The sequence below is a fragment of the Kitasatospora sp. NPDC056731 genome, assembly GCF_040687675.1.
Taxonomy (GTDB): domain Bacteria; phylum Actinomycetota; class Actinomycetes; order Streptomycetales; family Streptomycetaceae; genus Kitasatospora.
In genome coordinates this window covers 31,983-47,306 of record NZ_JBFBNR010000010.1, presented here as the reverse complement: position 1 = coordinate 47,306, position 15,324 = coordinate 31,983, and the positions used below count along the sequence as shown (strand labels likewise).

The following is a 15,324-nucleotide window of genomic DNA, read 5'->3' as shown; positions in this document are numbered from 1 at the left end:
TGCCGGGTTGACCGGGCGTCAGGTGGTCGGGGTGCCGGTCGGGCTCGCGGCCAGGGCGGCGAGGGCGTGTTCGACGACCGCGCCGATCGCCGCCGCCGGTGCGGGTTGCAGCAACTGCTGGTGCCCGCTGTCCACGTCGTGCGCGAGGACGGCGGAACCGACGTGCGGCTCCCAGCTCTTGACCTTGAGGGCGCGCTCCTCCGGGGTGGGGCGGGTGTCGCCGCCGACCGCCACGAAGAGCGTCATCGGGCAGCCGTCGAAGCGGCCCGGGGTGAACCGCTGGAACAGCTCCAGGTTGTTCCGCATGACCCCCAGCAGCCGTTCCAGCGTACCCGGTTCGAGCGCGGCGAGGGGGCCTTCGGTGCGGGCCAGGTGTGCGGCGACGCCTTGCGGGGTGAGCCGTTCCGGCTCCGCCGCGTCGACCCCGGCCTCGGCCAGGAAGTCGGCGAGGAACTCGGCGTCGCTGGGCCGGGCCCCGAGGGCGTCGTCGGGGTAGGCGTCCAGGTTGGCCAGGAACGCCACCTGCTCGCCGGCGGCGTGCAGCCGGACGGCCATCTCGTGCGCCACGACGCCGCCGTAGGACCAGCCGAGCAGGTGGTACGGGCCGTGCGGCTGCACGGCGCGCACCCGGGCCAGGTACTCCTCGGCGACGTCGCCCAGGTCGGTCGGCAGCGGGCCGTCGTCGGACAGGCCGCGGGCCTGGAGGCCGTAGACCGGCTGCTCCGGGTCGAGGTGCTCGGCGAGCGCCGCGAACGGGATCGCGAAGCCGAGGCCGCCGTGCACGCAGAACAGCGGGGGCCGCCCGCCGGTGGGCCGGATCGGCAGGACGGGCCCGAGCAGGTCGACCGCGCCGCCCCCGGTGGCGGCGGCCGCGGCCAGCGCCTCCAGGGTGCGGTGCTCGAAGACCGCGCCGAGGCTGATCGGCAGCCCGGCCCGGCCGGCCGCGTTGACCAGCCGGATCGCCTTCAGGCTGTCCCCGCCGAGGGCGAAGAAGGAGTCCTCGGGGCCGACCGGGCCCGTGCCCAGGACCTCCTCGACGGCGGCGCAGAGTAGCCGTTCCGGCTCGGTGCGGGGCGCCCGCGGGGCGCGGGCCGAGGGGGTGGCCGCGGGGGCGGGCAGGGCCTTGACGTCCAGCTTGCCGTTGGCGTTCAGCGGCAGTTCCGGCAGCGCGGTGTAGCTCTCCGGCACCATGAGGCCGGGCAGCGAGCGGGCCAGGTGGCCCTGCAACTCGGCCGGTCCGGGAGTCGGTCGGCCGTCGGCGGGCACCAGGTAGGCGACCAGGCGGCGCTGGCCGGCGGCGTCGGCGGGGGCCAGGACGGCGGCCCGGGCGACGGCCGGGTGCTCGGCCAGCAGCCGTTCGATCTCGCCGAGTTCGACCCGGTAGCCGCGGATCTTGACCTGCTGGTCGGCACGGGCGACGTATTCGATCCGGCCGTGCCGGTCCCAGCGGACCAGGTCGCCGGTGCGGTACATGCGCTCCCCTGGCGCGCCGAACGGGCAGGCGGTGAAGCGGGCGGCGGTCAGCGCGGGTTGGCCGAGGTAGCCGCGGGCCAGGCCCTCACCGGCCAGGTACAGCTCGCCGACCACGCCGCGCGGCACCGGCCGCAGCGCCTCGTCCAGGACGTACGCGCGGGTGTCGCCGATCGGCAGGCCGATCGGGACGGTGCCCTCGGCGCGGCCGAGGTCCTGGCCGGTGGCGAAGGTGGTGGTCTCGGTGGGGCCGTACACGTTGAACACCGTGGTGTCCGGCAGGGCGGCCCGCAGCCGGTCCAGGTGGTCGCGGGAGTGCGCCTCGCCGCCGGTGAGCAGTGCCCGCAGCGGGGCCAGGGCACGCGGCCGGGTGTCGGCGATGGTGTTGGACAACTGCGTGGTGAGGAAGGCGACGCTCACCCGGGCGCGGGCCAGGAAGGACTCCAGGGCCTGCGGGTCGGCCGGGCCGGGCGGGTGGACCGCCACCCGGGCGCCGTGGGCGAGCGCGCCCCAGATCTCGAAGGTGGAGGCGTCGAAGGCGACCGGTGCGAAGTAGAGGAAGGTGTCCGCGGCGGTCGGCGCCAGCTCCGGCAGGCCCAGGACCAGGCGGACGGCGGCGCGGTGCGGGACCGCGACGCCCTTGGGCTTGCCGGTGGAGCCGGAGGTGTAGATGACGTACAGCAGGTCGTCGGGGTCGATCGGTGCGGCGGGCACGGGGGCGGTGACGGGCCGGCCGGCCAGGTCGGCCAGGGTTTCGGGGGCGTCCAGGAGCAGCTTGACGACCCCGGCGGGGAGCTCCCGTTCGGCCAGGGAGCGTTCGGTGACGAGCAGCCGGGCGCCGCTGTCGGCCAGCATGTCGCGGACCCGCTCGTCGGGGTAGGACGGGTCGATCGGCAGGTAGGCCGCGCCGGTGCGGGCGATCGCCAGCAGGGTGCTCACCACGGCCGGGCCGCGCTCCAGGCGCAGCGCCACCAGGTCGCCCCGGCGGGCGCCGCGCGCGGTCAGCAGGTGGGCCAGGCGGTTGGCCTCGGCGTCCAGTTCGGCGTAGCTGGTGTGCCGCAGCCGCTCCGGGTGGCCGGGCTCGGTGTGGACCAGCGCGACCGCGTCCGGGGTGGCCGCGATCCGGCGGTCCACCAGGGCGGTGAGGGTGCTGCGCGGGGTGCCGGCCCGGTGGGTGCCGAGGGCGAGCAGTTCGGCCTCCTCCTCGGGCCCGAGCAGGTCCAGCCGGGACAGCGGCCGGGCGGGTTCGGCGAGGGCGGCGGCGAGCAGTCGCAGGTAGGCGTCGGTGATCCGGCGGGCCGTGGCGGGTTCGAACAGGTCGGTGCGGTACTCGACGGCGAGCGCGAGCGCGCCGCCGGCCTGCTCGGTGAGCTGGAAGAACAGGTCCCACTTGGCGGTCCGGACCGGCACCGGCTGCTCGGTCACGGCGAGCTCCGGGTCGTCCTCGGGCGCCGGGGCCGGGCCGGCCTGCTGGAAGCCGAGCATCACCTGGAACAGCGGGTGCCGGGCCATCGAGCGCTCGGGGTTGAGCACCTCGACGAGCTTCTCGAAGGGCACGTCCTGGTGCTGGTGGGCGGCCAGGTCGTAGGCCCGGACCCGTTCGGCGAGCTCGCGCAGTCCCGGGTCGCCGGAGGTGTCGGTGCGCAGCACCAGGGTGTTGACGAACATGCCGACCAGCTCGTCGAGCCGCTCGTCGGTGCGGCCGGCGATCGGGCTGCCGAGCGGGATGTCGGTGCCCGCGCCGAGCCGGGTGAGCAGGGCGGCGAGCCCGGCCCGCAGCAGCATGAAGACGCTGACGCCCCAGGCGGCGGCGAGCCGGTGCAGCTCGGCGCTGAGCGGCTGCGGCACGGTGGTGCGCACGACGTCGCCGCGGTGCTCGGCCCGGGTGCCGCGCGGGTGGTCGAAGGGCAGCGCCAGTTCCTCCGGCAGGCCCTTCAGGGTCTCGCTCCAGTAGCCGAGTTGGCGGGTGAGCTCGCTCTGCGGGTCGTCCTCCGCGCCGAGCAGTCCGCGCTGCCACAGGGCGTAGTCGGCGTACTGGACGGGCAGCGGCGGCAGTTGGGCCGGGCGGCCGGCCACCCGGGCCCGGTAGTACGCGGTGAGGTCGCGGGTGAGCGGGGCGAGCGACCAGCCGTCGCCGGCGATGTGGTGCAGGACGATCGTCAGCACGTGCTCGTCCGGGCCGAGCCGGAACAGGCGGGCGCGGAGCGGGAGGCTGCGTTCCAGGTCGAAGCCGCGCGCGGCCTCGGCGGCGAGGGCGGCGGGCAGGCCCGCCTCGGTGGTCTCGCTCACCGGGAGCGGGACGGCGGCCTCGGCCGGGGCGAGCACCCGCTGTTCGGCCGGTCCGCTGGCGGTGGTCTCGGGGGCCCCGGCGGGGGCGCGTTGCGGGAAGACGGTGCGCAGCGCCTCGTGCCGGGTGACCACGTCCTGCAGGGCGCCCGTCAGGGCGGCGGTGTCGAGCCGCCCGGAGAGGCGGATCGCCAGCGGGATGGCGTACAGCCCGCCGGGTGCGCCCAGGTGCTCGACGAACCAGAGCCGCTGCTGCGCGTACGACAGCGGCAGCACGGCCGGGCGCGGCCCGGCGGCGAGCGGGGCGCGGCCGGGTGCGGCGGCGGCCAGCCGTTCGGCGAGGCGGGCGGGGGAGGGGGCCTCGAAGAGGTCCCGCACCTGGAGTTCGGCGCCGAGTTCGGCGCGGACCCGGTTGACGATCCGGGTGGCGAGCAGCGAGTGGCCGCCGAGGGTGAAGAAGTCGTCGTCGACGCCGACCCGGTCGAGTCCGAGCACCTCGGCGAAGACGCCGCAGAGCTGCTCCTCCTCGGCGGTGCGCGGGCTGCGGGCCGAGGTGGTGTACGCGGGGGCGGGCAGGGCGCGGCGGTCGAGCTTGCCGTTGGCGGTCAGCGGCAGCGCGGCGAGCGGGACCACGGCCGCCGGGACCATGTACTCGGGCAGCCGCTCGGCGGCGAACTCCCGCAGCCCGGCCGGGTCGGCGCCGTCGCGGGGCACCACGTAGGCGACCAGGCGCTGGTCGCCGGGCCGGTCCTCGCGGGCGATCACGGCCGCCTCGGCGACCGCGGGGTGTTGGCCGAGGACGGTCGCGATCTCGCCCAACTCGATCCGGAAGCCGCGCAGTTGGACCTGCTCGTCGGCGCGGCCCAGGTACTCCAGGGTGCCGTCGGCCCGCCAGCGGCCGAGGTCGCCGGTGCGGTACATCCGGGTGCCGCCGGGCTCGAACGGGCAGGCGACGAAGCGGGCCGCGGTGAGGTCGGGGCGGCGCAGGTAGCCGCGGGCCAGGCCGGGGCCGGTGATGTACAGCTCGCCGGGCACGCCGGCCGGGACGGGCTGCAGGGCGCCGTCGAGCAGGTAGACCCGCAGGTCCGGGATGCCGCGCCCGATCACGCTGCCGCCGCCGGCGGCGGCCGTCGGGGCGTCCAGCTCCTGGTAGGAGACGTGCACCGTGGTCTCGGTGATGCCGTACATGTTGACCAGGCGCGGCGCGTCGTCGGCGTGCCGGGTGTACCAGTCGGCGAGCTTGCCGATGTCCAGCGCCTCGCCGCCGAACACCACGGTCCGCAGGGCGAGCGGGCGCGGACGGTCGGCGTCGGCGCGCATCAGCTGGTAGAAGGCGGACGGCGTCTGGTTGAGGACGGTCACCCGCTCCTCGGCGAGCAGGTCCAGGAAGGCGTCGGGGGAGCGCGACACGTCGTACGGCACCACGACCAGCCGGCCGCCGCGCAGCAGCGCGCCCCACAGCTCCCAGACGGTGAAGTCGAAGGCGATGGAGTGGAACAGCGTCCACACGTCGCCGGGGCCGAAGTCGAACCAGTCGTCGGTGGCCTCCAGCAGCCGCGCCACGTTCTGGTGCGGCACCACGACGCCCTTGGGGCGGCCGGTGGAGCCGGAGGTGTAGATGACGTAGGCCGGGTGCTCGGGGGAGGCCGCGGTGTCCGGGGCGGTGGCCGGGTGGGCGGCCAGCGCGGCGGCCGTCTCCGGGGCGTCCAGGTCCAGGCGCGGCAGGTCCAGGCGCGGCAGGTCCGGGGCGTCGGGCGGCTCGGGCAGCACGCCGCCGGCGGTCAGCAGCAGCGCCGGACGGGCGTCACGCAGGGTGTAGCCGATCCGGTCGGCCGGGTGGCCGGGCTCCAGCGGCAGGTAGGCCGCGCCCGCCTTGAGGACGGCCAGGACGGCGACGATCAGCTGGGCGCCGCGCGGCAGCGCGACGGCCACCAGGCTCTCCGGGCCGGCGCCGCGGGCGGCGAGCAGGTGGGCGAGCCGGTTGGCCTGCTCGTCCAGCTCGCGGTAGCTGAGGGCGGCCTCGCCGGGGGCGGTGACCGCGACGGCGTCCGGGGTGCGGGCGGCCTGCTCGGCGAACAGCTCCGCGACGGTGGCGCGCCGCGCGGGCTCCCGGGGGGCGGCCGAGGCGCCGCTCCACTCGCCGAGGATGCGGGCCAGTTCGGCGGGCTCGGGCGCGCCGAGCCGGGCGAGCGGGGCCTGCGGGTCGTCGGCGACCTGCTCCAGGACGCGGACCAGCCGGTCCAGGACGCGCTGCGCGGACGACTGCGGGTCCTCGGCGGCGTCAGTGTGCTCAGCGGCCTCGGCGAAGGCCGAGGGCCGGTACGCGAGGTGCAGGTCCAGCCGCTCGCCGGGGAAGACGGTGAGGCTCAGCGGGTAGTGGGTGGCCGAGAGCACCTGGGCGGAGCTGACGGTGCCGCCCGACTCGCGGAACAGCGCGGCCTCGTCCAGCGGGTAGCTCTGGAAGGCGAGGACGGTGTCGAACAGCTCGCCCTGGACGCCGGAGGCGGCCTGCGCCTCGGCGAGCGGCAGGTGTTCGTGCGGCATCATCGCGAGCTGCTGGCGGGCCAGTGCCTCGAACAGCTCGCTCGCCCGCTGGTCCGGGCGCAGATCGGCGCGGACCGGCAGGGTGTTGGCGAACAGGCCGATCATCGACTCGACGTCCGGGACCTCGGCCGGACGGCCGGAGGTGACCGACCCGAACACCACGTCCTCGCGGCCGGTGAGCCGGCCGAGCACCAGCGCCCAGCAGCCCTGCACCACGGTGTTGAGGGTCAGGCCCCGGCCGCGCGCCCAGCCGGCGAGCGCCGCGGTGCGCTCCGGCGACAGGAACCCCCGGACGAGCGACGGCAGTTCGAGGGAGTCGCCGTCGCCGGCCGCGGGCAGCGCCCGGACCGGCCCGTCCAGGCCGTCCAGCAGCTGCGCCCAGGCCGCCCGCGCGGCGGCCCGGTCGCGGCCGTTCAGCCAGGTCAGGAACGAGCGGTACGGCGCGGGCGCGGGCAGCGCCGCCGCCCCCGCCTCGTCGCCGAGCAGCACCAGCTCGCGGACGGCCAGCGGGAACGACCAGCCGTCCATGACGATGTGGTGCACCGACCAGAGGAACCGGTGGTGCCCCGCGCCGAGCCGGATCAGGGTGAACCGCATCAGCGGCGGCCGCGCCAGGTCGAACCGGCGCAGCCGGTCCTCACGCGTCAGCCGCTGCGCCTCCGCCTCCCGGTCGGCCTCGGGCAGGTGGGTGAGGTCGTGCAGCTGCCACTGCGGCTCGACCTCGGTCTCCTTGAGGACGACCTGGACGGGCTCGCCGGTCTTGCGGTTGCGGAAGCAGGCCCGCAGGTTGGGGTGCCGGCGCAGCAGCGCGGCCGAGGCCGCGCGCAGCCGGGCGGCGAGCTGCTCGCCGTCACCCGCGCCCGGCCCGTCGATCTCCGCGACGAACTGGAGGGTGTACAGGTCGGGCGAGGCCTGGTCGTACGAGGACAGGAACAGCAGCCCCTGCTGGAGGGGGGAGAGCGGAAGTACTTCGCTGATCTTCGACCCGGTTCTGGGGGCGGTCGTCACGAAAGTTCCTCATTCAACTCGAATTCCAGATCGGCCAGTTCCTCGTCGGACAGGGCGATCAGACTGCTTTCGGGCTCCGTCGGGGCGGGCTCGGCGGGGTTCTGCTCCTGCTCCTCGGCGACCTGGGCCAGGGCGGCGGCGGTCTTGTGGGTGAAGATGTCGCGGGTGGTGAGGGTGAGCCCGGCCTTGCGGGCCCGGCTGACGACCTGGATGGAGCGGATGCTGTCGCCGCCGAGGGCGAAGAAGTCCTCGTCGATGCCGACCCGTCCGGTGCCGAGGACCTCGGCCAGGATCTCGGTCAGCACCTGCTCGCGCTCGGTGCGCGGCGCGCGGGCCTCCTCCTGGTCCCCCAGGTCGGGCCTGGGCAGGGCCTTGCGGTCGAGCTTGCCGTTGGCCGTGAGCGGCATGGCGGGCAGCACCAGCCAGGACGCTGGGATCATGTACCCGGGCAGCAGCTCGGCCAGGTGACGGCGGATCCGGTCCGGGTCGACGCCGGGGCCGGTGAGGTAGCCGATGAGGCGGGGGTTGCCGGAGGCGTCGGGGAGGACGGCGACGGCGGCGTCGGCGACGGTGTCGAGGGAGCGGATGACGGCTTCGATCTCGCCGGTTTCGACGCGGCGGCCGCGGATCTTGACCTGGTGGTCGCGGCGCTCGATGAATTCGAGCTGGCCGTCGGGTCGTTGGATGACGCGGTCGCCGGTGCGGTACATCCGGGTGCCGGGTCCGGCGTAGGGGTCGGCCATGAAGGTGGCGGCGGTGCGGGCGGGGTCGTGGAGGTAGCCGCGGCCGACTCCGGCGCCGCCGATGTAGAGCTCGCCGGGGACGCCGACGGGGACGGGCTGGAGCTCGTCGCTGAGCACGTACAGCCGGGTGTTGCGCACCGCCGTGCCGATGGGGACGCGGGCGGTGAGCGTGTCGCCGGCGCGGATGACGGCGTGGGTGACGTCGTCGCTGCACTCGGTGGGGCCGTAGGCGTTCATCATCGGAATGTGCGGGTGGCGGGCGTGCCACCGCTGGCACAGGTCCGCCGGAAGGGCCTCGCCGGTGACCATCAGCCAGCGCAGGTGGGGGAGTTCGGGGGCGTCGCCCTCGGTGTCCCAGGCGTCCAGGGCGGCGCGCAGCAGCGAGGGCACGACCTCCAGCACGGCGATCTTCTCGTCCCGCGCCATCCCGAACAGGGCGGCCGGATCGGCGGCCATCTCCGTCCCCGAGACCCGGACGGTGCCGCCGACGACCAGCGGGGCGAGCATCTGCCACACCGACACGTCGAAGGTGAGCGGCGCGTTCTGGACGACGCTCTCCCCGGCTACCAGGTCGAGATCGCCGACCTTGGCCCAGAGGTGGTTCATCATCCCCGAGCGCTGGACCATCGCGCCCTTGGGCTTGCCGGTGGAGCCGGAGGTGAACATCACGTACGCCAGGTCCAGCCCGGTGCCCACGCAGTCGGGCAGGGCCCGCGCGCCGGCGGCCTGCTCCAGGCCGATGACGGTGACCGGCTCGCCCTGGACGGCGGCGGCGAACTCGGCGGCCTGCGCCTCGTACCCGGCGCCGACCAGCAGGTGGCGGGCGCCGCCGTCCTCCAGCAGCCCGGTGTTGCGGGCGGCGGGGGCGGTCGGGTCGAGCGGCAGGTAGGCGCCGCCGGCGCCGATCACGCCCAGCACGCCGGTGATGAACGGGACGCCGGGCTCGGCGAGCATCGCGACCACCGAACCGGTGGTGACACCGGCCTCGGCGAGGCCCGCGGACAGGCCGCCGGCCGCCTCGACCAGCTCCCGGTAGGTCAGCGAGCCGGCGCCGTCGGTGACGGCGGTCGCCTCGGGGGTGCGGGCGGCCACCGCGCGCACCCGCTCGACGACGCCGAGGCTCTCCTCGGGGATCGACGGATCCCAGGCGCCGAGCAGTCCGCCCAGCTCGCCGGGGGTGCCGGTGCCGGTGAGGTCCGCCGGGGCGGTCACGTCGACCTGGGCGAGCGGCAGTCCGGGCTGCTCGGCGACGGTCCGCAGCAGGTGCTGGAAGATCGCCGCGACCCGCTCGACCTCGGCCCGGCCGAACAGGCCGGGGTTGTAGTCCAGCCGCAGGTGCAGGCTGTCGCCGGGGTGGACCACCAGGCTCAGCGGGTGGTGCCGGGCGTCCAGGGCCTCGGTGCGGACGATGCGCGGGCCGTCGGCGACGCCGGTGTCGAGGCCGTTCTCGTCCAGCGGGAAGTTCTCGAACAGCACCACGGTGTCGAAGACCTCGCCGGACAGCCCGGCGGCCTGGTGGATCGCGGCGAGCCCGAGGTGCTCGTGCGGGAGCAGCGCGGTCTGCTGGTCCTGGAGGGCGTGCAGCAGTTCGGCGAGGGTGTCGCCGGGGTGCAGCCGGGCCCGGACCGGCACGGTGGTGAGGAACATGCCGATCATCGACTCGACGTCCGGGACCTCGGCCGGGCGGCCGGAGGTGACGGCGCCGAACACCACGTCCTGGCGGCCGGTGAGCCGGCCGAGCAGCAGCGCCCAGCAGCCCTGCACCACGGTGTTGACGGTCAGGCCCTGGGTTCGGGCCCAGCCGGCGAGCGCGGCGGTCAGCTCGCGCGGCACCTCGGCGAGCACCGCGTCGGGCAGCGCCGGGAGGCGGCTCGGGTCGGCGGGGACGAGCAGGGTGGGCTCGTCGATGTCGGCCAGCACCTCGTGCCAGGCGGCCCGGGCGGCCGTGCGGTCCTGCGCGGTCAGCCAGGCCAGGTACGAGCGGTACGGGGCCGGGTCGGGCAGCAGCGCGACGTCCGCGCCGGGCGCGCAGAGCGCGAACAGCTCGCGGACGAGCAGCGGCATCGACCAGCCGTCGACCAGGATGTGGTGGCTGGTCCAGATGAACCGGTGCCGGCCCTCGCCGTGGGTGACGAGCGCGAAGCGCAGCAGCGGCGGCGCGGCGAGGTCGAAGCGGCGGGTGCGCTCGGCCTCGGTGATGCGGCGCAGCTCGGCGGCCCGGGCGGGCTCCGGCAGGTCGGTCAGGTCGGCGTCCAGCCAGGGCAGTTCGGCGTGCTGGGCGATGACCTGGACGGGCTCGCCGGTGGCCCGAGCGCGGAAGGCGGCGCGCAGGTTGGGGTGCCGGTCGAGCAGGGTCTGCCCGGCGGCGCGCAGGGCGTCGGCGTCGAGGTCGCCCTCGATGTCGGCGACGATCTGCAGGGTGTAGACGTCGACCGCGTCCGCGTCGCCCCCGGCGGCGGTGTCGTAGTCGGCGTGGAAGAGCATGCCCTGCTGGAGCGGGGTGAGCGGCAGGACGTCGGCGAGGGCGGTGCCGGCCTGGGCGAGTTCGGCCTCGTACTCCTCGATCTCGTCCTGGGCCAGGGCGACCAGCGGCAGGTCGGAGGGGGTGCGGCCGCCCACGCCGGGGGCGGTGGCGTGCCGGGCGAGCAGTTCGAGGGCGCGGAACCAGGTGTCCGCGACGTCCTGGGCGTCCTCCTCGGCGACGGTCCGGCCGGCCCAGGACCAGTTGGCGATCAGGTGCGGGCCGTCGTGCCGGTCCTCGGTGGCCGGGGTGACGTCGAGCAGGTGCGGCAGCGGCATGCCGGGGTGGGCGCCGGTGCCGACCACGCCGTCGCCGCCGGCCGGCTCCCAGAGGCGGGCCTCGCGGGCGTCGAAGCGGCCCATGTAGTTGAAGCCGATCTGCGGCTTGTGGTGGCCGGCCAGGGCGCGGGCGGCGTGCGGGTTGAGGTAGCGCAGCAGGCCGTAGCCGACGCCGCGGTCGGGCAGCGCGCGCAGCTGCTCCTTGATCCGCTTGAGGGCGGCGGCGAGGGCGGGGCCGCCGGCCCAGAGCTCGTCCCAGTCGAGGGTGCCGGGGTCGAGGCGCATCGGGAAGGCGCTGGTGAACCAGCCGACGGTGCGGGACAGGTCGAGGCCGTCGCTGAGCTGCTCGCGGCCGTGGCCCTCCAGCTCGATCAGGGTCTGGGCGTAGTCGGCGCGGCCGTGCCGGCGGCGCCAGTCGGCGACGGCGAGGGCGAGGCCGGTCAGCAGGACGTCGTTGACCTCGGCGTGGAAGGCCGCCGGGACGTCGGTGAGCAGCGGGCCGGTGACCTCGGGGCCGAGCTCCAGGCGCAGGGTGCGCTGGGTGCCGTAGACGTCCGTCTCGGGGTCGAGCCGGTGGGTGCCGACCAGCGGGTCGGGGCCGGTCAGGATCGACTGCCAGAGGGCGAGTTCGGGGCCTCGGACCTGGGTGCGGGCCTGCGCGGCGAGCAGCTGGGACCAGGCGCGGTAGGAGGTGCCGACCGGGTCGAGGGCGGGGGTGCGGCCGGCCGCCAGCGCCTCGCAGGCGGCGGCGAGGTCGGGCAGCAGGATCCGCCAGGACACGCCGTCGATGACCAGGTGGTGGGCGGAGAGCACCAGCAGGGCGGTGTCGGCGCCGGGGGCCGCGCCGATCAGCACGGCCTGGATCATCACGGCGGCGGCGGGGTCGAGCCGGGCGCGGGCGGCGGAGGCCTGCCGCTCGGCGAAGCCGAGGGCGTCCTGGTCGTCGGCGCCGCTGCTGGCGCCGTTCTCGGCGGTGGCGACCAGGCGGACGCCGGCGAGCGCGCCGGGGGCCAGTGCCTCCAGGTGCCACAGGCCGGGGGCGGGTTCGGTGGCCCGGGTGCGCAGCGCGTCGTGGTGGTCGACCAGGGTGTGCAGGGCCGCGTCGAGCAGTTCGGCGTCCAGGGCGGCGGGGACCCGGACGACCACGTGCTGGCTGTACTTGACGACCGGGCCGGTGAGGCTGGTGGTGTCGTCGTGCAACTGGCCCATGATCGGGGTGAGTTCGTACGGGCCGGTGCCGCCCGCGTCCTCGGCGGGCGCGGTCGCCGCCGTGGGGTCGGCGCCGCCCGCGACCCGGGCGAGGGCGGCGGCGGTCTTGTGGGTGAAGATGTCGCGGGTGGTGAGGGTGAGCCCGGCCTTGTGGGCCCGGCTGACGACCTGGATGGAGCGGATGCTGTCGCCGCCGAGGGCGAAGAAGTCCTCGTCGATGCCGACCCGGCCGGTGCCCAGGACCTCGGCGAGGATGTCGCAGAGGACCCGCTCGCGCTCGGTGCGGGGGCCGCGGAGGGTGTCCTGCTCGCCGAGGGCGGGCTTGGGCAGGGCCTTGCGGTCGAGCTTGCCGTTGGGGGTGAGCGGCATGGCGTCGAGGACGAGCCAGGACGCCGGGATCATGTACCCGGGCAGCAGTTGGGAGAGTTCGGCCCGGACCTGCGCGGGGTCGACGCCGGGGCCGGTGAGGTAGCCGATGAGGCGGGGGTTGCCGGAGGCGTCGGGGAGGACGGCGACGGCGGCGTCGGCGACGGTGTCCAGCGAGCGGATGACGGCTTCGATTTCGCCGGTTTCGACGCGGCGGCCGCGGATCTTGACCTGGTGGTCGCGGCGTTCGATGAACTCCAGCTGGCCGTCGGGTCGTTGGATGACGCGGTCGCCGGTGCGGTACATCCGGGTGCCGGGTCCGGCGTAGGGGTCGGCCATGAAGGTGCCGGCGGTGCGGGCGGGGTCGTGGAGGTAGCCGCGGCCGACTCCGGCGCCGCCGATGTAGAGCTCGCCGGGGACGCCGACGGGGACGGGCTGGAGTTCGTCGCTGAGCACGTACAGCCGGGTGTTGCGGACGGCGGTGCCGATGGGGACGCGGGCGGTGAGGGTGTCGCCGGCGCGGATGACGGCGTGGGTGACGTCGTCGGAGCACTCGGTGGGGCCGTAGGCGTTCATCATCGGAATGTGCGGGTGGCGGGCGTGCCAGCGGTGGCAGAGGTCTGCCGGGAGGGCCTCGCCGGTGACCATCAGCCAGCGCAGGTGGGGGAGTTCGGGGGCGGTGCCGTCGAGGTCCCAGGCGTCCAGGGCGGCGCGCAGCAGGGAGGGGACGACCTCCAGGACGGCGATCTTCTCGTCCCGGGCCATGCCGAACAGGGCGGCCGGGTCGGCGGCCATGTCGGTGCCGGAGACCCGGACGGTGCCGCCGACGACCAGCGGGGCGAGCATCTGCCACACCGACACGTCGAAGGTGAGTGGCGCGTTCTGGACGACGCCCTCCCCGGCGGCCAGGTCGAGGTCGCCGACCTTGGCCCAGAGGTGGTTCATCATGCCGGAGCGCTGGACCATCGCGCCCTTGGGTTTGCCGGTGGAGCCCGAGGTGAACATCACGTACGCCAGGTCCAACTCACTTCCGACAGCGGTGAGTTCGGCGCCACTGGTGGAGTCGGACGGGTCGGTCAGCGGCAGGGCGGTGGTCGCCCCGGCGGTGAGCTCGGCGGCCTGTGCCTCGTACCCGGCGCCGACCAGCAGGTGGCGGGCGCCGCCGTCGTCCAGCAGCCCGGTGTTGCGGGCGGCGGGGGCGGTCGGGTCGAGCGGCAGGTACGCGCCGCCGGCGGCCTGGACGGCCAGCACACCGGTGACGAAGGGGACGCCGGGCTCGGCGAACATCGCGACCACCGAACCGGTGGTGACCCCGGCGGCGGTCAGCCGGGCGGCCAGGCCTGCCGCACGGGCGACCAGTTCGCGGTAGTCGATCCGCTCGGCGCCGTCGGCCACGGCCACCGCGTCGGGCGTACCGGCCGCGACGGCGCGGACCCGCTCGACCAGGCCCTGGTCGGCGGCGGTGGCCGGATCCCAGGCGCCGAGCAGCCCGAGCGGTTCGCCGGTCGCGCCCAGGCCCACCTGGCCGAGCGGACGGTCCGCGGGCATGGTGGCGAGGGTGCCGAGGAAGGTCTCGAACCGGGCGAGGTGGGTGGCGAGTTCGGCCGGCTCGTACAGCTCGGGGTTGCCGTCGAGGTGGATCTCGACGGTGCCGTCGTCGGCGTTCAGGACCGTCATGATGAGGTCCTTGACGATGCCGGTGGACAGGTTGACCACGACCCCGCGGCAGTCGCCGAAGGCCAGCTCCGGGTCCTGGTTGAGCACGTTGATGAACGGGCCGAAGGCGCGCTGGTCGTCGATCCGCAGGCCGATGTCGCGGCGGACCTTGTCCCCGCGGTAGCGCTGGTGCTTCAGCGTGCCGGCGACCTCGACCCAGGCCGCGCGCAGCAGTTCGGTGCGGGTCATCTCCGGGCGCACCCGGACGGCCAGCGGCAGGTAGTTGGCGAGCATGCCGGGGATCTCGCGGCTGACCGCGCCGACCCGGCCGGTGACCGGCAGGGTGAGCAGCGGCGCCGCGACCCCGGTGACGCGCTGGGTGTAGGCGGCCATCGCGGCGACCATCAGGACCGGCATGGTGACCTTGCCGTCCTGGGCGAGGGCGTGCAGCGCGGCCGTGGTCGCGGGGGAGAGCCGGGCGGTCTCGCGCAGCGCGACCCGGCCGGGGGCCGGCTCCTGCTCGGAGAGCGAGACCAGCTCGGGCACCGCGCCGTGCCGGTCGGAGGTGAGGCGGTCCGTCCAGTAGGCGCGGTCCTTCTCGACCATCGACGAGTCGAGGTACTTGCGCTCGGCGTCCAGCAGCCGGTGGAAGGCCGGCATGGCGTCGGCGTCCAGCTCGGCCGGGCCCTCGCCGGCGGCCAGCCGGGTGTAGGCGCTGGACAGCTTGGGGTAGAGCAGCGAGCGGCTGAAGCCGTCCGCGAGGATGTGGTGCATGCACAGGTAGAGCAGGTGGTGCTCCGGGGCGAGCCTGATCAGCGCGCCGCGGAACAGCGGGAAGTCGGTGACCTTCATCGGGTCGGCGTGGTCGGCCCGCATCCACCGCTCGGCGGCCGCCGAGGGCTCCGCCTCGCCGCTGAAGTCCAGCGTCTTGAGCGGGAGCTGGGCGAGCGGGCGGATGATCTGGCCGGGGGCGCCGTCCTCCTCGACGAACTGCACCCGCAGCCCCTCGGCCTCGTGGCCGAGGCGTTGCAGCGCCCGTCCGAGCAGCTCGGCGTCGAGCGGTCCGCGCAGATCGATGTAGTCCGCCATGTTGTAGGCCAGCGGCCCGGCGGCGAACTGCTCGTCGAACCAGATCTCGGCCTGTGCCGCGGTGAGCGGAAGGACAGCGTTCCGGTTTGTCGTCACTGCTTTGCTCTCCGTCATTCTCAGCCTCAGCCCCGCCTTGAAAACTCTCGACCCTCTG

At 75.4% G+C, this 15,324-nt stretch carries 2 protein-coding genes; both read right to left on the bottom strand.

What is annotated here, in order from left to right; all coding sequences use genetic code 11:
• Nucleotides 1–18 precede the first annotated feature (18 nt).
• Nucleotides 19–7,308 carry an amino acid adenylation domain-containing protein gene (locus AB0R04_RS12545; protein ID WP_363370428.1) on the bottom strand — a complete coding sequence of 2,430 codons (7,290 nt, stop codon included), beginning with the start codon at nucleotides 7,306–7,308 and terminating at the stop codon, nucleotides 19–21.
• Nucleotides 7,305–15,266 carry an amino acid adenylation domain-containing protein gene (locus tag AB0R04_RS12540; protein WP_363370426.1) on the bottom strand — a complete coding sequence of 2,654 codons (7,962 nt, stop codon included), beginning with the start codon at nucleotides 15,264–15,266 and terminating at the stop codon, nucleotides 7,305–7,307. The genes AB0R04_RS12545 and AB0R04_RS12540 overlap by 4 nt, the downstream gene beginning before the upstream one ends.
• Nucleotides 15,267–15,324 lie beyond the last annotated feature (58 nt).